Source organism: Streptomyces sp. NPDC005402 (assembly GCF_040606575.1).
GTDB lineage: Bacteria > Actinomycetota > Actinomycetes > Streptomycetales > Streptomycetaceae > Streptomyces.
The window spans coordinates 89,188-106,364 of the sequence record NZ_JBEXFB010000021.1; the positions used below are offsets into that span (position 1 = coordinate 89,188).

At 71.3% G+C, this 17,177-nt stretch carries 17 protein-coding genes; 15 read left to right on the plus strand and 2 right to left on the minus strand.

Going from position 1 to position 17,177, the window contains the following annotated elements:
• The first annotated feature begins 5 nt into the window (after nt 1–5).
• The 7 genes from ABZT02_RS33480 to ABZT02_RS33510 all read left to right on the plus strand — a co-directional run bounded on the left by ABZT02_RS33480 (nt 6) and on the right by ABZT02_RS33510 (nt 6,263).
• Entirely contained in the window at nt 6–1,049 is a 1,044-nt protein-coding gene (locus tag ABZT02_RS33480; RefSeq protein ID WP_356024293.1) for a sugar-binding domain-containing protein, read from the plus strand.
• Nucleotides 1,050–1,089: 40 nt separating this feature from the next.
• Nucleotides 1,090–1,458 carry a ribonuclease domain-containing protein gene (locus ABZT02_RS33485; RefSeq protein ID WP_356024296.1) on the plus strand — a complete coding sequence of 123 codons (369 nt, stop codon included), beginning with the start codon at nt 1,090–1,092 and terminating at the stop codon, nt 1,456–1,458.
• Nucleotides 1,455–1,757, plus strand: coding sequence for a barstar family protein (locus ABZT02_RS33490; protein WP_356024298.1), 303 nt, complete (start codon nt 1,455–1,457; stop codon nt 1,755–1,757). Before ABZT02_RS33485 ends, ABZT02_RS33490 begins: the two co-directional genes overlap by 4 nt.
• A 132-nt stretch (nt 1,758–1,889) precedes the next feature.
• A complete protein-coding gene (locus tag ABZT02_RS33495; RefSeq protein WP_356024469.1) occupies nt 1,890–3,332 on the plus strand; it encodes a GuaB1 family IMP dehydrogenase-related protein in 1,443 nt (480 codons plus the stop codon).
• Between the two features lie 68 nt (nt 3,333–3,400).
• Nucleotides 3,401–3,931, plus strand: a complete 531-nt coding sequence (locus ABZT02_RS33500) for a GNAT family N-acetyltransferase (protein WP_356024301.1) — start codon at nt 3,401–3,403, stop codon at nt 3,929–3,931.
• Between the two features lie 411 nt (nt 3,932–4,342).
• On the plus strand, nt 4,343–5,800 hold the full coding sequence (locus ABZT02_RS33505) for an amino acid permease (protein WP_356024303.1): 1,458 nt from the start codon (nt 4,343–4,345) through the stop codon (nt 5,798–5,800).
• 10 nt (nt 5,801–5,810) lie between these two features.
• Nucleotides 5,811–6,263, plus strand: coding sequence for an Lrp/AsnC family transcriptional regulator (locus tag ABZT02_RS33510; RefSeq protein WP_007380661.1), 453 nt, complete (start codon nt 5,811–5,813; stop codon nt 6,261–6,263).
• Here the strand turns inward: ABZT02_RS33510 and ABZT02_RS33515 are convergent.
• Both ABZT02_RS33515 and ABZT02_RS33520 read right to left on the minus strand, forming a co-directional pair.
• Nucleotides 6,232–6,714 (minus strand): hypothetical protein, encoded by a 483-nt coding sequence (locus ABZT02_RS33515; RefSeq protein WP_356024306.1) that lies wholly within the window; start codon nt 6,712–6,714, stop codon nt 6,232–6,234. The genes ABZT02_RS33510 and ABZT02_RS33515 overlap by 32 nt on opposite strands.
• Before the next feature lie 104 nt (nt 6,715–6,818).
• Nucleotides 6,819–7,559 carry a GntR family transcriptional regulator gene (locus ABZT02_RS33520; protein ID WP_356024308.1) on the minus strand — a complete coding sequence of 247 codons (741 nt, stop codon included), beginning with the start codon at nt 7,557–7,559 and terminating at the stop codon, nt 6,819–6,821.
• Nucleotides 7,560–7,773: 214 nt separating this feature from the next.
• On the opposite strand from ABZT02_RS33520, the gene ABZT02_RS33525 reads away from it, so the two are divergent.
• From ABZT02_RS33525 to ABZT02_RS33560, 8 genes are all read left to right on the plus strand, one after another.
• Nucleotides 7,774–8,928, plus strand: coding sequence for an extracellular solute-binding protein (locus ABZT02_RS33525; protein WP_356024310.1), 1,155 nt, complete (start codon nt 7,774–7,776; stop codon nt 8,926–8,928).
• Nucleotides 8,925–9,821, plus strand: a complete 897-nt coding sequence (locus tag ABZT02_RS33530; protein ID WP_356024312.1) for an ABC transporter permease subunit — start codon at nt 8,925–8,927, stop codon at nt 9,819–9,821. The genes ABZT02_RS33525 and ABZT02_RS33530 overlap by 4 nt, the downstream gene beginning before the upstream one ends.
• On the plus strand, nt 9,809–10,621 hold the full coding sequence (locus ABZT02_RS33535) for an ABC transporter permease subunit (RefSeq protein WP_356024315.1): 813 nt from the start codon (nt 9,809–9,811) through the stop codon (nt 10,619–10,621). Before ABZT02_RS33530 ends, ABZT02_RS33535 begins: the two co-directional genes overlap by 13 nt.
• A 3-nt stretch (nt 10,622–10,624) precedes the next feature.
• Complete coding sequence (locus ABZT02_RS33540) at nt 10,625–11,674, plus strand: ABC transporter ATP-binding protein (protein ID WP_356024317.1); 1,050 nt, start codon at nt 10,625–10,627, stop codon at nt 11,672–11,674.
• 43 nt (nt 11,675–11,717) lie between these two features.
• Nucleotides 11,718–13,127, plus strand: coding sequence for an HAD-IA family hydrolase (locus tag ABZT02_RS33545; protein WP_356024320.1), 1,410 nt, complete (start codon nt 11,718–11,720; stop codon nt 13,125–13,127).
• A 105-nt stretch (nt 13,128–13,232) separates the two neighbouring features.
• Nucleotides 13,233–14,456 (plus strand): MFS transporter, encoded by a 1,224-nt coding sequence (locus ABZT02_RS33550; protein WP_356024322.1) that lies wholly within the window; start codon nt 13,233–13,235, stop codon nt 14,454–14,456.
• 115 nt (nt 14,457–14,571) lie between these two features.
• Nucleotides 14,572–15,360: a carbon-nitrogen hydrolase family protein gene (locus tag ABZT02_RS33555; RefSeq protein WP_356024325.1), complete on the plus strand. Its 789-nt coding sequence runs from the start codon at nt 14,572–14,574 to the stop codon at nt 15,358–15,360.
• A gap of 40 nt (nt 15,361–15,400) precedes the next feature.
• Nucleotides 15,401–17,098, plus strand: coding sequence for an NAD(P)/FAD-dependent oxidoreductase (locus tag ABZT02_RS33560; protein ID WP_356024327.1), 1,698 nt, complete (start codon nt 15,401–15,403; stop codon nt 17,096–17,098).
• Nucleotides 17,099–17,177 lie beyond the last annotated feature (79 nt).

Sequence of the window (17,177 nt, forward strand, 5' to 3'; positions counted from 1 at the left end):
AGAGTGTGAACAGCAGTGAGGAGATCGCCGTGTCGGGTATGTCGGCTGGCCGGTCAGCCATGCGGATGGGACCCGCTGAGCTGGTGCAGGCGGCGGCCATGGCCCGCCGCTTCTACCTCGAGGGCAAGTCCAAGATCCAGATCGCGGAGGAGTTCGGCGTCAGCCGCTTCAAAGTGGCCCGGGTCCTGGAGACCGCCCTCGAACGGGACCTCGTACGCATCGAGATCCGCGTGCCGGCCGAGCTGGACGCCGAGCGCTCCGACGCGCTCCGCGCCCGCTACGGCCTCAGGCACGCCGTCGTGGTCGAGTCCCCGGCCGAGGCCCAGGACTCGACCGACCCCGAGAACCTGGGAGAAGTGGCCGCCGACCTGCTCGGCGAACTGGTCGACGAGGGCGACATCCTGGGCCTGGCCTGGGGTCGTTCCACCATCCACATGGCGGCCGCGCTCGACCGGCTTCCGCCGTGCACGGTGGTGCAGTTGACGGGTGTGTACGACGCCGGGACCGCCGAGCGCGGTTCGGTGGAGGCGGTGCGGCGGGCCGCCCAGGTGTCCGGCGGGGACGCCCACCCCATCTACGCGCCGATGCTGCTGCCGGACGCGGCCACCGCGCAGGCGCTGCGTCACCAGACCGGGATCGCCCGGGCCTTCGAGTACTTCGACAAGGTCACGGTCGCCTGCGTCTCCATCGGTTCCTGGGAGCCGGGCATCTCGACGGTGCACGACATGCTCAGCGACGAGGAGCGCGGCCACTACGCCTCGCTCGGGGTCGCCGCCGAGATGTCCGCGCACCTCTTCGACGCCGAGGGGCGCAGGGTCGGGCGGGACCTGGGCGAGCGGTGCATCACCGTCAAGGCCGACCAGCTCCGCCGTATCCCCGAGGTCGTCGCGATCGCGGGCGGGCAGCGCAAGGCGGCCGCGATCGACGCGGTGCTGCGGTCCGGGCTCGTCACCAGCCTGGTGACGGACACCTCCGCCGCGGACTACCTGATGACGGCGGGGACGACGCCGAAGCCGGCGCTGAACAGGGCGGACCCGGACGGGGCCTGACGGAGGGTCATGAGGGGACGGCCGTGGCAGCATCGGACGCATGCTGCTGCGGTTCGTCTCCCGAATGCTTCTGTGCGTACTGGTCCTGACGGGGTGTTCGGCCACCGACACCGATCCGTCGCCGGGCGGCGGCCAGGCCACTGTCCAGGAGTCAAAGCTCCCGGCCGAGGCCCGGCGGACTCTCGAACTCATCGACAGGGGCGGGCCGTTCCCGTATGCCAAGGACGGCTCGGTCTTCGGGAACTTCGAGCGGCTGCTGCCCGCGCACCAGCGCGGTTACTACCACGAGTACACCGTCCCCACGCCGGGCTCGCGCGATCGCGGGGCCCGGCGCATCGTCACCGGGCGGGGCGGGGAGATCTACTACACCGATGATCACTACGACTCGTTCAGGGCGGTACTGAGATGACGGCACGCGTGGTCACGCTGGACCTCGACGGGGTCACGGACAAGGCGGCCCTGATGGACCGCTGCGCCCGGGACCTGCGGCTGCCGGACTGGTTCGGCCGCAACTGGGACGCGCTGGCCGACGTCCTCTCCGACCCGGGCCTGTGGTCGAAGGACGGCGTCGAGGAGGACACCGTCGTCGTCGTATGGCACTGGGACCGGTACGCCGAGGAGCGGCCGGACGAGTGGGCGACCGCTCGCGAGGTGTTCTCGGAGGCGGCCGCGCTGACGGTGGCGCTCGCCCTTGGAGGTTCGTCCTAAGGCCCCCGCGGCCGGTCTGGACGATTCGCCCGTGGGTGCCGCCGCGCCCGGCGTGGGAGAATGAAGTACGTGCTCTTTCCCCCTGGCTGACCTGTCCGGGGGCCACCTCTGATCGACTGGGATGTGCAGCACGTGCGTTTCCTCAACGACATCCAGCCCCCGTACGACCTGACGTACGACGACGTCTTCATGGTGCCGAGTCGCAGCGCCGTCGGATCGCGGCAGGGCGTGGACCTCAGCTCCCCGGACGGCACGGGCACCACGATCCCGCTGGTCGTCGCCAACATGACCGCCATCGCCGGGCGCCGCATGGCCGAGACCGTGGCCCGCCGCGGTGGCCTCGTGGTCATCCCGCAGGACATCCCGATCGAGGTCGTCACCGAGGTCGTCTCCTGGGTGAAGAGCCGCCACCACGTCCTGGACACCCCGATCGTGCTGGTCCCGCACCAGACCGTCGCCGACGCGCTGGCCCTGCTGCCCAAGCGCGCGCACAACGCCGGCGTGGTCGTCGACGAGGAGGGCCGGCCCGTCGGTGTCGTCACCGACCGGGACCTGTCCGGGGTCGACCGCTTCACGCAGCTCGCCGAAGTCATGTCGCGCGATCTGCTGCTGCTCGACGCGGACATCGACCCGCGTGAGGCCTTCAACCGCCTCGACGCGGCCAACCGCCGCTACGCCCCCGCCGTGGACCGGGACGGCCGCCTCGCCGGCATCCTCACCCGCAAGGGCGCCCTGCGCGCCACGCTGTACACCCCGGCCGTCGACGCACAGGGCAGGCTGCGCATCGCCGCCGCCGTGGGCATCAACGGCGACTTCGCGGAGAAGGCCAAGCAACTGCTCGACGCGGGCGTCGACACCCTCGTCATCGACACCGCGCACGGCCACCAGGAGTCGATGATCACCGCGATCAGGACGGTCCGGGCGCTCGACCCGCAGGTCCCGATCGCGGCCGGCAACATCGTGGCCGCCGAGGGTGTGCGGGACCTGGTCGAGGCCGGCGCGGACATCATCAAGGTCGGTGTCGGCCCCGGCGCCATGTGCACCACCCGCATGATGACCGGCGTCGGCCGGCCGCAGTTCTCCGCAGTCCTGGAGTGCGCGGCCGAGGCGAGGAAGTACGGCAAGCACGTGTGGGCCGACGGCGGTGTCCGGCACCCGCGCGATGTCGCCATGGCGCTGGCCGCCGGCGCCTCCAACGTGATGATCGGGTCGTGGTTCGCGGGCACCTACGAGTCGCCGGGCGACCTCCAGCAGGACGCGAGCGGACGGCTCTACAAGGAGTCCTTCGGCATGGCGTCCGCGCGGGCGGTGCGCAACCGTACGTCGGACGAGTCGGCGTACGACCGGGCCCGCAAGGCGCTGTTCGAGGAGGGCATCTCGACCTCCCGGATGTTCCTCGACCCGGCCCGCCCGGGTGTCGAGGACCTGATCGACTCGATCATCGCGGGCGTCCGCTCCTCCTGCACGTACGCCGGTGCGGGTTCCCTGGAGGAGTTCGCGGAGAACGCGGTCGTGGGCATCCAGAGCGCGGCCGGCTACGCCGAGGGAAAGCCGCTGCACGCCAGCTGGAGCTAGGCCTGTCTGTGCGCGGCCCCCGTCGAAAACCGGGGGCCGTTCGCGTTCCCGGACCGTACGGTCGTCGTATGGAGATCACCGTCTGCCGGAGCGGCGATGTCGCGCTGCTCGACCGGTACATGGGCTCGCCGGGAGCCACGTCCTTCCATGCCCGGCGGTTCGCGCGGCAGGAGGCGGGGGAGTGCACCTACCTCGTCGCGTGGCTGGACGGGCGGCCCGTGGGGCACGCCGAGATGCGCTGGACCGGGTGTGCCGCGCCCGAGGTCACCCTGGACTGCCCCGAGATCGGCGGCCTCGCGGTGTGGCCCGAGGAGCTGCGCTCACGGGGGATCGGCACCGAGCTGATCCGGGCCGCCGAGGAACTGGCCAGGCAGCGGGGCCTGACCACCGTGGGCATCGGGGTCGGGCGGGACAATCCGCGCGCGGTCGCCCTGTACGCACGGCTCGGCTATCGGCCGGTGACCGACTATCTGGACCGCTACGCGTACCAGGACCACGACGGCACGACCCGTGAGTGCGTCGAGGCCTGCACGTTTCTCCTCCGAGAACTCTTGCCGGGCCACCTTGACGTCAGGCACTGCTCGAACTCCTCGCGCTGAGCGAGGTCGTGGCGCGCACGGCGACCTACGGCCGTCAGCTGACCGTGCGCGCGGCCCGTGAGGCGGGGCCTCCTGGTCGCAGATCGGGGCCGCGCCGGGCACCGGCAAGCAGGCCGCGGGGGAGGCGCACACACGCTGGATCGACGGCCGGGCAGCGGCCTACGGCAAGCCCGGGCGGCTGGGGTTCGACGAGACGGACGTGGCCGAGGCGCGGGCGGTCGCCGGGGAGCCGGAGGGCCGCTGACGAGCCCCGAAGGGAGTCGGCGGGGGCCGCGCGCAACGAACGCCCACCCATCGGCGCGGAACGCAACGATCTTGCGAGTGCGTGCAAGGTTGCTGCATTACGACTGTGACGTCCGGGCTCGTAGGGTGCTTCGCTGTACTCACCTGCAGCGACGAAGGAGTCAGCGCGTGCTCGACCAAGGCGCACCCCCGCAACAGCGCACACCACGGGCGACGGGGCTCGGCGCGCGCCTCATGCGCCGCAAACCGGTGGAACGCCTCGTCGCCGAGGGCGGCCAGGGTGAGGGTGGGGCCCTCAGGCGCTCCCTCGGACTGTGGCAGCTGACGATGATCAGCATCGGCGCCACCCTCGGCACCGGCATCTTCGTCGTCCTCGGCGAGGCGGTCCCCAAGGCCGGCCCGGCCGTCACCCTCTCCTTCGTGATCGCCGGCCTCACCGCCCTCTTCTCGGCCCTGTCCTACGCCGAGCTCGCGGGCACCATCCCGGTCGCCGGGTCCTCGTACTCGTACGCGTACGCAACCATGGGCGAACTGATCGCCTGGATATGCGGCTGGTGCCTGGTCCTGGAGTACGGCGTCTCGGTCGCCGCCGTGGCCGTCGGCTGGGGCGAGTACCTGAACGAACTCCTCGACGGGACCATCGGCGTCACCATCCCGGACGCGCTGTCCGCCCCGCCCGGCGACGGCGGCGTCTTCAACCTCCCGGCGCTGATCGTGGTCCTGCTCGCCATGGCCTTCCTGCTGGGCGGCGCCCGCGAGTCCGCCCGCGCCAACACCGTCATGGTGGTCGTGAAGATGGCCGCGCTGGTGCTGTTCTGCGCGATCGGCGTCCAGGGCTTCCGCTCGGGCAACTACGAGCACTTCATGCCGCTCGGGATGGCCGGGGTCAGCGCGGCCGGTGCCACGCTCTTCTTCTCGTACATCGGCTTCGACGCGGCCTCCACGGCCGGTGAGGAGGCGAAGAACGCCCAGCGCGACCTGCCGCGCGCGATCATGCTGTCGCTGGTCATCGTCACCGCGCTGTACGTCCTGGTCGCCGCCGTCGCGGTCGGCGCGAAGCCCTGGCAGCACTTCAACGACTCCGAGGCCACGCTCGCCCAGATCATGCGCGAGGTCACCGGGCAGAGCTTCTGGGGCACCCTGCTGGCGTTCTGCGCGGTGATCGCCATCGCGAGCGTCGTCCTGACCGTCCTCTACGGCCAGACCCGCATCCTCTTCGCGATGTCCCGGGACGGACTGGTGCCGAAGGTGTTCGCCCGGGTCCACCCCAAGACCGGCGCGCCCCGTGCCAACACGGTGATCGTGTCCCTGTTCTGCGGGGTGCTGGCCGCGGCGATCCCGCTCGGTCAGCTGGCCGACGCCACCAGCATCGGCACGCTCTTCGCCTTCGCCCTGGTCAACATCGCCGTCGTGGTGCTGCGCCGGACCCGCCCGGACATGCCCCGCACCTTCCGCGTCCCGCTCTCGCCGTTCTTCCCGGCGCTGGGCTTCGCCTTCTGCGTGTGGATGATGGGCAGCCTGTCCACCGTCACCTGGGTGGTCTTCGGGGTCTGGATGGCCGTCGGGCTCGTGTTCTACTTCGTGTACGGCCATCGCCGTTCCCGACTCGCAACACCCGAAAGCTGATCCACCCACCGTGCTGAACGATCTCGACGAACGCATCGTGCACGCCCTCGCCGAGGACGCGCGCCGCTCCTACGCGGACATCGGGCAGATCGTCGGCCTGTCCGCGCCCGCCGTGAAACGGCGCGTGGACCGGCTGCGCGCCACCGGGGCCATCACCGGATTCACCGTACGGGTGGACCCGGCGGCCCTCGGCTGGGAGACCGAGGGGTTCGTCGAGATCTACTGCCGGCGCAACACCTCCCCGGAGACCATCCAGCGGGGCCTGGAGCGCTACCAGGAGGTCGTCGCCGCCTCGACCGTCACCGGCGAGGCGGACGCGGTCGTACAGGTCTTCGCCTCCGACATGCGGCACTTCGAACGGGTCCTGGAGCGGATCGCCGGGGAGCCGTTCGTGGAGCGCACCAAGTCGGTGCTGGTCCTCTCCCCGCTGCTCAGGCGTTTCTCGTCGGGCTCGCCCACCTGAGCCGCTCGGCGCGGTGCCGGACGGCGGCCACCAGGCGTCCGGTGAGCAGGGCGTGCGCCCCGGAGGAGATGACCAGCAGCCGGTAGAGGGCACCGCCGGGTCCGGGGAACCGGGCCCGGCTCTCGGCCCGCAGCCGCATGCGGCCGCCTTCGGTCTCCTCCATACGGAAGACCAGGGCGTACGTCGAGAAGTAGTGGCGGCCGACGAGGACCAGCTGTCGTCCGGGGACCGCATCGGCCACCCGGAACCCGGGAAATGCCGAGCCCATGGCGAGGGGCCGCGGCCCGGACGCCGTACGGTCGGCGACGCCCACGAGACGGGCGTAGCGGGCGGAGCGGGGGCGGCCGAAGGACTCCTCCAGGGTCTCGCCGAGCGCCTGCCAGACATCGTCGGCCCGGGCCGCGACCAGCGTGGCGTGCTCGTCGATCCGGGGGAGTGCGGCGATGTCCACGGGAACCTCCGTCGCGGGTGGCGGTACGACCGTACGCGTGCGAGGAGAACGCCTTCGTCGTCGCTCCCTCCGCAGAGTAGCCCTGTGCATCCGAGCGCGCGGGCCTACTCCGCGGTCTTGCGGGCCAGCGCGTTGTTGCCGATCGAGTTGTGCACGCTGAAGCTCACCGCGTCCGAGCGGTACCGGTCGTCCGACCACTCCACCGGGCGCCCTTCACGGGTGGTGGTCACCCGGCGTACCCGCAGGAGCGGACTGGTCCGCCGGACCCCCAGCAGCTCCGCGTCCTGCGCGCCCGCCGCCACCGCGTCGATGACGTGCTCCCCATAGGCGAACACCAACCCCGTGTCGTCGTACAGGCGTTGGGTGACCGAGGGGCACTCGGGCTCGATGGCCTCGACGGTCCCGGAGATCCAGTCGGCGTACACCGTCCGCTCCAGCAACACCGGTTCGCCGTCCAGGCCGCGCACCCGCAGGACATGCAACACCGGGATTCCGACGCTCAGTTGGAGGCGTACCGAGTCCTCCTTCGAAGCCGGCCGGTACTCCTGTGCGACCACCCGCCCCGACGCCTCGCGCCCCATCGCACGCGCCCACTCGGCGAAGCTCCGCAGTTCGGCGAAGCTCTGGCTGCGGCGACTGGCCAGCACCACCCGCCGGGCGCCCTGGCGGGAGCCGATGAGCCCCTCCGCCGTGAGCGCGGCGACCGCCTGGCGGACCGTCCCGCGTGAGACGCCGTAGTGCGCCGCGAGCTCCGTCTCGGCGGGCAGCAGACTGCCGACGGTGTACTCCTCGCGGTCGATCGCCCGGCGCAGTTCGTCGGCGATCTCCTCGTGTCGCGCCCCCATGCTTCCCCTCTGAGTCCATCGCTGTGCACAGCGTGACCAGCGTAGTCGACATCCCGCGCGGTTCGGAGAAGCCCGGATTGTGCGGGAATTCGGGGGCCATCGTTTCGCCAGTGTTTACGAACAGGACACCAGCGGCAGCCTTACTGAGGCCAACTTGTTCAGACAAGTTCTCTCCCTTTGGCTCCTGCACCCTCGCGCGTCCCCTGGAGAAGCCGTGACCGTGTCCCTGCCGAGAACAGCCGCCCTCGGCGTTCTCGCCACCCTCGCCGCCCTCGCCCTGAGCGCCTGTGGCGCCGCCCCCGACACCGCGTCGACCACCGCCGACGGCAAGAACGCCGCCACCGCCGGCTCCGCCGCCGACTTCGGCGGCATGGACAAGCTGGTCGCCGCGGCGAAGAAGGAGGGCACGCTCAACGCCATCGCGCTGCCCCGCGACTGGGCCAACTACGGCGCCCTCATCGACGGCTTCACGAAGAAGTACGGCATCAAGATCTCCGTCGAGAACCCCGACGGCTCCAGCCAGGACGAGATCAACGCCGTGACGTCAAGGAAGGGCCAGAACCGCGCCCCGGACGTCCTCGACCTCGGCAGCTCCTTCGCGCTCAGCGTCGCCCAGCAGGGCCTGCTCGCGCCCTACAAGGTGGCGTCGTACGACGCCATCCCCACCGGGCAGAAGGACCCGCAGGCCCGCTGGTACAACGACTACGGCGGCTACATCTCCATCGGGTGCGACGCCAAGCGCGTCAAGACCTGCCCCACCACCTTCGCCGACCTGCTCAAGCCGCAGTACAAGGCCCAGGTCGCCCTCAACGGCAACCCCACCAAGTCCGGTTCGGCCTTCGGCGGCGTCTACGCGGCCGCGCTCGCGAGCGGTGGCTCCTTCGACGACATCCAGCCCGGCCTCGACTTCTTCGCCAAGCTGAAGAAGAACGGCAACTACACGCCCGTCGAGTCGACCCCGGCCACCGTCGAGAAGGGCGAGACGCCGATCAGCATCGACTGGGACTACCTGAACGCCGGGTACGCCGACGAGTTCAAGTCCAAGGGCGTCGACTGGAAGGTGTCGGTGCCGAGCGACGGCCAGTTCTCGCAGTACTACTCCCAGGCCGTCAACAAGGACGCCCCGCACCCCGCCGCCGCCCGCCTGTGGCAGGAGTACCTCTACAGCGCCGAGGGCCAGAACCTCTGGCTCAAGGGGTACGCCCGCCCGGCCCTGATGACGGCCATGGAGAAGGCCGGCACCCTCGACAAGACCGCCGCGGCCAAGCTGCCCGAGGTCTCCGGAACGCCCAAGTTCCCGACCGAGGCCCAGCAGGACAAGGCCAAGACGGTCATCGCACAGGGCTGGGCGAAGGCCGTCTCCGGATGACGGCCACCGCCGTACGGGTGGACACGGCGCCCGCCGCGCAGGCGAAGCGGCGGCGCCGGTCCCTCGGCTGGATCGCCGTCGTCCCGCTGCTCGCGTTCGTCGCGGTCGCCTTCGGGCTGCCCGCGATCGCCATGCTGGACGGCGCGTTCACCGCCAAGAACCCGGCCACCGGGGCGACTTCGTACACCGTCGACAACCTGACGGCGTCTCTCAAGGGCGCGTATCTCACCGCACTGCTCGGCAGCGTGAAGCTGTCGGCCGTGTCCGCCGCCCTCGGTACCCTCTTCGGTCTGCCGCTCGCCCAGGCCGTGGTGTCCTCCCGCTTCCGCGTCCTGCGCGAGGCCGTGCTCACCGCGTCCGGGGTCCTCGCCAACTTCGGCGGCGTCCCGCTGGCCTTCGCCTTCGTCGCCACACTCGGCAACGCCGGTGTGCTGACCCGGCACTTCGGCCTCACCGACAAGGGCTGGGACCTGTACAGCTTCTGGGGCCTGGTCATCGTCTACCTGTACTTCCTGATCCCCCTCATGGTGCTCACCGTCACCCCCGCCCTGGAGGGGCTGCGCGCCCAATGGCGCGAGGCCGCGCAGAACAACGGGGCAACGGGCGTGCAGTACTGGCGATTTGTCGCCCTGCCGGTCCTGCTGCCCACGCTGCTCGGCGGGTTCGTGCTGCTCTTCGGCAGCGCCTTCGCCGCGTACGCCACCGCCGCCGCCATGGTGGGCAGTTCGATCCCGCTGGTCACCCTCCAGATCGCCGACGCCATCTCCGGCAACGTGCTCGTCGGCCAGGAGAACGTGGCACTCGCCCTCAGCCTCGACATGGTCCTGGTCGCGGGCCTGGTCATGGCCGTGTACCTGCCCCTTCAGCGAAGGAGCGCCCGATGGCTCGCCTGAACGCGTGGCGGTGGGGCGTGCTCGGCCTCGCCGGGCTGTACTTCCTGATACCGCTGGCCGCGTCCGTCGTCTTCACCGTCGACGTGCCGGGCCAGGGGATCACCTTCGACGCCTACACCCAGATCTTCTCCACCGACGGCTTCGTCTCCAGCCTGCTGCTCTCGCTGGAGCTGGCCCTCGCCACCATCGTCGTCGTCCTGCTGCTGATGGTGCCCGCGATGGTCGCGCTGCGGCTCGGCGCGCCCCGGCTCAGGCCGGTCGTCGAGGTGGTGTGCTCGCTGCCGCTGGTCGTCCCGCCGATCGCGTTCGTCGCCGGCATCGGAACGGTCCTCAAGTGGGGGCCCGACCACCTCTCCCGCACTCCGCTCTTCGAGACCTTCGTGGCGATCCAGAACCCCGACTTCCCCTTCGTCCTGGTCCTGGCCTACGTCGTGATGGCGCTGCCCTTCGTGTACCGGGCCCTGGACGCCGGGCTGCGCGCGGTCGACGTCCGCACCCTCGTCGAGGCCGCCCGCAGCTGCGGTGCCGGCTGGCCGCAGGCCCTCGTCCGGGCCGTACTGCCCAACCTGCGCGGCGCTCTCCTCAACGCCTCCTTCCTCACCCTGGCCCTGGTGCTCGGCGAGTTCACTGTGGCCCAGCTGCTGGGCTTCCAGCCCTTCGCCGTGTGGATCGTCAACGTCAGCGGCTCGCAGGCCCAGTTGTCCGTCGCCGTGTCCGTGCTCAGCCTCCTCGTGACGTGGGTGCTGCTCCTCGTCCTGGCCGGCTTCGGCGGCCGTACCCGATCTACCTCCCGGGGATGACCCATGCCTGAAACAGCTGCAACCGTCGAATTCCGGGGCCTCAGGCGTGAGTTCGGCCCGACGATCGCCCTGGACGGACTCGACCTGACCGCCCGGCCGGGCGAACTGCTCGCCCTGCTCGGCCCGTCCGGCTGCGGCAAGACCACCGCCCTGCGGATGCTGGCCGGCTTCGAACACCCCGACTCCGGCGAGGTGCTGGTGGACGGCGAGGACGTGACCCGGGTACCGGCCCACCGCCGGGACGCCGGAATGGTCTTCCAGTCGTACAGCCTCTTCCCGCATCTCGACGCCCTCGACAACGTGGCCTTCGGACTGCGCATGCGCAAGGTCCGTACCTCCGAACGGCGCTCCCGGGCCGCCGAGTTGCTGGAACTGGTCGGACTCGCCGAGAAGGGCGGCCAGTACCCGCACCAGCTCTCCGGCGGCCAGCAGCAGCGGGTCGCGCTGGCCCGCGCGCTCGCCCTGCGACCGCGCGTGCTGCTCCTCGACGAGCCCTTGTCGGCACTGGACGCCAAGGTGCGGCTCAGCCTTCGCGAGGAGATCCGGCGGCTCCAGCAGGAGCTCGGCATCACCACCCTGTTCGTCACCCACGACCAGGAGGAGGCCCTGTCCATGGCGGACCGGGTCGCCGTGATGCACGCCGGCCGGCTCGAACAGTGCGCGCCCCCGGGCGAGTTGTACGGCCGTCCCGCCACCGCCTTCGTCGCCGAGTTCGTGGGCACGATGAGCCGGATCCCGGGACGGCTCACCCAGGGCACGGTGGACGTGCTCGGGCAGCGGCTGCCGGTCGACGGTCCCGAGCCGTCCGCGACCGAGGTCGACGTGCTGGTGCGGCCGGAGGCCGTGCGGGTGCGGGCGGAGGCCGACGGGAAGTCGCGCGTGGTCGCCACGTCCTTCCTGGGTGCGGCCGTCCGCATCACCGTCCGCCTCGCCGACGGCACCGAGGTCAAGGCCGACCTGCCTCCCCACGAGGCCGCCGAGCTCACCGCCGGTGCCGCGGTGAGCGTGTCACTGCCCGAGCGGCCGGTGCTGGTGGCGGAACGCGTCCGCTGACCGTCGTACCGCCGCTGACTCCCCCCACATGAAAGAGATCACTGTGACTCGACTCCCCCTCCAGGCCGTCCTGTTCGACATGGACGGCACGCTCGTCGACACCGAGCGGCTCTGGTGGGAGGCGGTGGAGCAGGCCGCGGGACGGCCCCTGACCGAGGCGGACCGGCCGGACGTGCTCGGCCGCCCGGTCGAGCACACCGCCGCCTGGCTGGCGGCCGCCACGGGCGCGCCCGCCGCCGACCTCGCCGACACCCTGCACCGGGAGTTCGCGGACCGCGTCCGCACCGGTGTCGTGCCCCGCCCCGGCGCGCTCGACCTGCTCGACGCCCTGGCCCGGGAGCAGATCCCCACCGCCCTGGTCACCGCGTCCCCCCGCTCGGTCGCCGACACCGTCCTGGCGGCCCTCGGGGGCGCGAGCCGCTTCGCCGTCTCCGTCACCGCCGACGACACCGAGCACACCAAGCCCGCCCCCGACCCCTACCTCGCCGCCTGCCGCGCGCTCGGCGTGCGGCCTTCGGGGTGTGTGGCCGTCGAGGACACGGAGACCGGCGTCCGCTCCGCCGAGGCGGCCGGCTGCGCGGTCCTCGCCGTGCCCTCCCTGGCCCCCATCGAGGCGGCCCCGGGGCGCACGGTCCTGACCGGCCTGGAGGACGTCACCGCGGCCCGGCTGCGCGCCCTGCTGCCGTACCGGCTCCGGGTGATGACCTGGAACCTCTGGTACGGCGGCACCAAGGTCCGCGACCACCGGGCCAAGCAGCTCAAGGTCATCACCGAGACCGACGTGGACGTGGTCGGGCTCCAGGAGACGTACGGCAGTGCCGCCGAGGAACTCGCCGAGGCGCTCGGCTGGCACCACCACCGGGCCGGGACGAACCTCGGCATCATCAGCCGCTTCCCGATCACGGCCGTGCCGGGCGACCCGGACGTCGGGTTCTACGGGGCGGCCGGCGCACGGATCGCCGTGGGGGAGCGGGAGGTCGACGTGTGGACGGCCCACCTCGACTCCGAGCGGTACGGGCCCTACGAGTCCGAGCCGCTCGCCCACGAGGAGGTGCGGCTCGGGCAGCTGCGGGACACCCTGCGCCGGATCGGGGACGCGGCGCCCGTCGTCCTCGTCGGCGACTTCAACAGCCCCTCCCACCTGGACCGGCCGGACGTCGAGTGGCCGGTCACGAAGGCGGCGGAGGAGGCGGGCTTCCGGGACTCCTTCCGGGAGGCCCATCCCGATGCCGTACGGGCCCCGGGGCACACCTGGTCGCCGGTGCACGGTCACCCGGAGCCGCAGGACCGGATCGACTTCGTGCTGCACCGCGGGCTGCGGGTGCTCGACTCGCGGACGTACGTCAGCGGCACCCCGCGGACCTGGCCGGATGTCGAGGACAACGACTGGCCGTCCGACCACGCGGCGGTCATCACCACATTTTCGCTGGGCAGCGGGCCCGGACCTGTCTAGCATCGGTGCCATGACCTGGCGACATTGATCCACCAGCCGTGCCTCCCGAGGGCCGCCTCGGACGCCGTTCCCACGACGTCCGAACCGCCCTTCCGGGAAGGCCTCATGACACTCTCACCCGCACGTGTGCCCGCGACCGGTGTCCGCCGGCTGACGACCACGCTGTACGGCTACGCGTTCCTCGACGACCTCGTCCTGCTCTACCCGGTGTACGCGCTGCTGTTCGTCGACACCGGTCTGCCGCTCTGGCAGATCTCCTCGCTGTTCGCCCTGTGGTCCCTCACGGCCGTCGTCCTCGAGGTGCCGTCCGGCGCCTGGGCCGACACGGTCTCGCGGCGCAGGCTCCTGTGGATCGGCCCGCTGCTCACCGCCGCCGGCTTCACCCTGTGGGTGACCGTGCCGTCGTACGGCGCCTTCGCGCTGGGCTTCGTCCTGTGGGGAGCCGGCGGCGCGCTCGGCTCCGGCTCGCTGGAAGCCCTGGTCTACGACGAACTGGAACGCCTCGGAGCCGCCGAGCGGTACGCGCGCGTCATGGGGCGGACCCGGGCGGCCCGGCTGCTGGCCACGGTCGTGGCGATGGGACTCGCCGGACCGGTCCTCGCCCTCGGCGGCTACCCGGCCGTGGGCGCCGCGAGCGTCCTGGCCTGTCTGCTGGCCGCGGCGACGGCCACCCGGCTCCCGGAACACCGGGTACCGGCCCAGAAGGGGAGCACGCGCTGGTCGGCGACCCTGCGGGCCGGACTCGCCGAGGCCCGCGGTGACCGGACCGTCCGGGGTGCCCTGCTGCTCATCCCGGCCGTCGCCGCCGTATGGGGCGCCCTCGACGAGTACGTCTCGCTGCTGATCCGCGACCTCGGCGTGGCCGACACGACCGTGCCCTACCTGGTCCTGCTGGTCTGGGCCACCGTGACCGTCGGCAGCCTGTTCGCCGGACCCGCCGAACGCCTCGGCACCCGGGGCCTCGCCGCCCTGATCGCCGGTTCCGCGCTCGCCCTGGCCGTGGGCGCCGGAGTGCGCACCCCGGCCGGCATCGCCCTCGTGGGCCTCGCCTTCGCCGGTTTCCAGCTGGCCGAGGTCCTCACCGACGTCCGCCTCCAGCACCGCATCGACGACGCCCGCCGGGCCACCCTGACCTCGGTGGCGAGCCTGGGCACGGAACTGGTCACGATCGCCGTGTTCGGCGTGTACACCCTGCTCAGCGCGTCCCTGGCGCACAGCACGGTGTTCGTGATCCTCGCGGCGCCGTATCTGGTGACGGCGCTGGTGCTGGGCCGGGGGAGCGGGCCCGCACGCAACGAATCGCCGCAGGAGCGTCCTCGTACGCAATGAACCGCTCACCGGCGCGCAACGGCTTCTCCTTGTCCGCCCCGGTGAGCCGCCCGTACCGTCTACATGGCCCTTCCAGTGGCCCCCACATCCACCTTCCGCCCGGTGAGGATCACGCATGCGCACCGTTCTGCTCCAGAGCTCCGGCCGTCCCGGGTCCGTCGAGGGGAACCTCAAGGTCCTCGACGAGGCCGCGGGCCGGGCCGCCGCCGCGGGCGCCGCACTGCTGGCCGCACCGGAGATGTTCCTCACCGGGTACGCGATCGGTGACGACATCGCCCGCCTGGCCGAGACGGCCGACGGGGACTCGGCGGACGCGGTCGCGGAGATCGCCTCCCAGCACGGCGTCGCGATCGCCTACGGCTACCCCGAGCTGGCAGGCGGGTCCGTCTTCAACTCCGCCCAGCTGATCTCCGCCGACGGCACCCGGCTCGCCAACTACCGCAAGACCCACCTCTTCGGCTGCTTCGAGCGCGACCAGTTCGAGCCGGGCGAACAGCCGGTGGTCCAGGCCGAGTTGGGCGGACTCACCGTCGGCCTCATGATCTGCTACGACGTCGAGTTCCCGGAGAACGTCCGCGCCCACGCCCTCGCCGGCACCGACCTCCTGATCGTGCCGACGGCCCAGATGCACCCGTTCCATTTCGTCGCCGAGTCCCTCGTGCCGGTGCGGGCCTGGGAGAACCAGATGTATGTCGCCTACGTCAACCGGGTCGGCCCGGAAGGGGAGTTCGAGTTCGTCGGACTCTCCGTGCTGGCCGGCCCCGACGGGGTGGCCCGCGCCCGCGCCGGACGCGCCGAGGACCTGGTGTTCGCCGACGCCGACCCCGCGTTCCTCACCGCCTCCCGTGCGGCGAACCCGTACCTGACCGACCGCCGGCCCGGCCTCTACGGGTCTCTCGTCTGACGTCTGCACCACCCTCATCGCTTCAAGGAGTCCGTACCCCATGACGTCCACCGTGCCCAACGCCGTCGAGCACGCAGACGAGCAGCAGCCGCCGATCACCATGTTCGGACCGGACTTCCCGTACGCCTACGACGACTTCCTCGCCCACCCGGCGGGCCTTGGCCAGATACCGGCGACCGAGCACGGCACCGAGGTCGCGGTGATCGGCGGCGGTCTCTCCGGGATCGTGGCCGCGTACGAGCTGATGAAGATGGGCCTCAAGCCGGTCGTGTACGAGGCCGACCGGATCGGCGGGCGGCTTCGGACCGTGGGCTTCGAGGGCTGTGATCCCACGCTGACCGCGGAGATGGGCGCGATGCGCTTCCCGCCCTCCTCCACCGCCCTCCAGCACTACATCGACCTCGTCGGTCTGGAGACCCGGCCCTTCCCCAACCCGCTCGCGGAGGCCACCCCTTCCACGGTCGTCGACCTCAAGGGCGAGTCCCACTACGCCGAGACCATCGGTGACCTCCCGCAGGTCTACCGCGATGTCGCCGAGGCCTGGAGCCGGTGCCTCGAAGAGGGCGCCGACTTCACCGACATGAACCGCGCCCTGCGCGAGCGGGACGTGCCGCGCATCCGCGAGATCTGGGGCAAGCTCGTCGAGAAGCTCGACAACCAGACCTTCTACGGCTTCCTCTGCGACTCCGAGGCGTTCCGGTCCTTCCGGCACCGCGAGATCTTCGGCCAGGTCGGCTTCGGCACCGGCGGCTGGGACACCGACTTCCCCAACTCCATCCTGGAGATCCTGCGCGTCGTCTACACCGAGGCCGACGACCACCACCGCGGGATCGTCGGCGGCTCGCAGCAGCTGCCGCTCAGGCTGTGGGAGCGCGAGCCGGAGAAGATCGTGCACTGGGCACACGGCACCTCCCTCGCGACACTGCACGAGGGCGGTGAGCCCCGGCCGGCGGTCACCCGTCTGCACCGCACGGCGGGCAACCGGATCACCGTGACGGACGCCCGGGGAGACATCCGCACCTACGCGGCGGCCATCTTCACCGCCCAGTCCTGGATGCTGCTGTCCAAGATCGCCTGCGACGACTCGCTGTTCCCGATCGACCACTGGACGGCGATCGAGCGCACCCACTACATGGAGTCCTCGAAGCTGTTCGTGCCCGTCGACCGCCCGTTCTGGCTGGACAAGGACGAGGAGACGGGCCGGGACGTCATGTCGATGACCCTCACCGACCGCATGACGCGCGGGACCTACCTCCTTGACAACGGGCCGGACAGGCCTGCCGTCATCTGCCTCTCCTACACCTGGTGCGACGACAGCCTGAAGTGGCTGCCGCTGTCCGCGAACGAGCGGATGGAGGTCATGCTGAAGTCGCTCGGCGAGATCTACCCCAAGGTCGACATCCGGGGGCACGTCATCGGCAGCCCGGTGACCGTCTCCTGGGAGAACGAGCCCTATTTCATGGGGGCCTTCAAGGCCAACCTGCCCGGCCACTACCGCTACCAGCGGCGCCTGTTCACCCACTTCATGCAGGACCGGCTGCCCGAGGACAAGCGGGGCATCTTCCTCGCCGGCGACGACATCTCCTGGACGGCCGGCTGGGCCGAGGGCGCGATCCAGACCGCCCTGAACGCGGTCTGGGGCGTCATGCACCACTTCGGCGGTGAGACCGACGCGACCAACCCCGGCCCGGGGGACGTGTACGAGGAGATCGCACCGGTCGAACTCCCTGAGGACTAGGGTCTGTTGCAGGGCGTTGAACCGGGTCGCGCCATGAAGTGACGGTGCAGTGGACATGGGCGTGCCGAAGAGCGATGAC

Excerpts from the sequence above, each read along its gene's own strand:
- ABZT02_RS33485 (WP_356024296.1), top strand. The coding sequence starts at position 1,090 with ATGCTGCTGCGGTTCGTCTCCCGAATGCTTCTGTGCGTACTGGTCCTG.
- ABZT02_RS33490 (WP_356024298.1), top strand. The coding sequence starts at position 1,455 with ATGACGGCACGCGTGGTCACGCTGGACCTCGACGGGGTCACGGACAAG.
- ABZT02_RS33500 (WP_356024301.1), top strand. The coding sequence starts at position 3,401 with ATGGAGATCACCGTCTGCCGGAGCGGCGATGTCGCGCTGCTCGACCGG.
- ABZT02_RS33520 (WP_356024308.1), bottom strand. The coding sequence starts at position 7,559 with ATGGGGGCGCGACACGAGGAGATCGCCGACGAACTGCGCCGGGCGATC.
- ABZT02_RS33530 (WP_356024312.1), top strand. The coding sequence starts at position 8,925 with ATGACGGCCACCGCCGTACGGGTGGACACGGCGCCCGCCGCGCAGGCG.
- ABZT02_RS33535 (WP_356024315.1), top strand. The coding sequence starts at position 9,809 with ATGGCTCGCCTGAACGCGTGGCGGTGGGGCGTGCTCGGCCTCGCCGGG.
- ABZT02_RS33540 (WP_356024317.1), top strand. The coding sequence starts at position 10,625 with ATGCCTGAAACAGCTGCAACCGTCGAATTCCGGGGCCTCAGGCGTGAG.
- ABZT02_RS33550 (WP_356024322.1), top strand. The coding sequence starts at position 13,233 with ATGACACTCTCACCCGCACGTGTGCCCGCGACCGGTGTCCGCCGGCTG.
- ABZT02_RS33555 (WP_356024325.1), top strand. The coding sequence starts at position 14,572 with ATGCGCACCGTTCTGCTCCAGAGCTCCGGCCGTCCCGGGTCCGTCGAG.
- ABZT02_RS33560 (WP_356024327.1), top strand. The coding sequence starts at position 15,401 with ATGACGTCCACCGTGCCCAACGCCGTCGAGCACGCAGACGAGCAGCAG.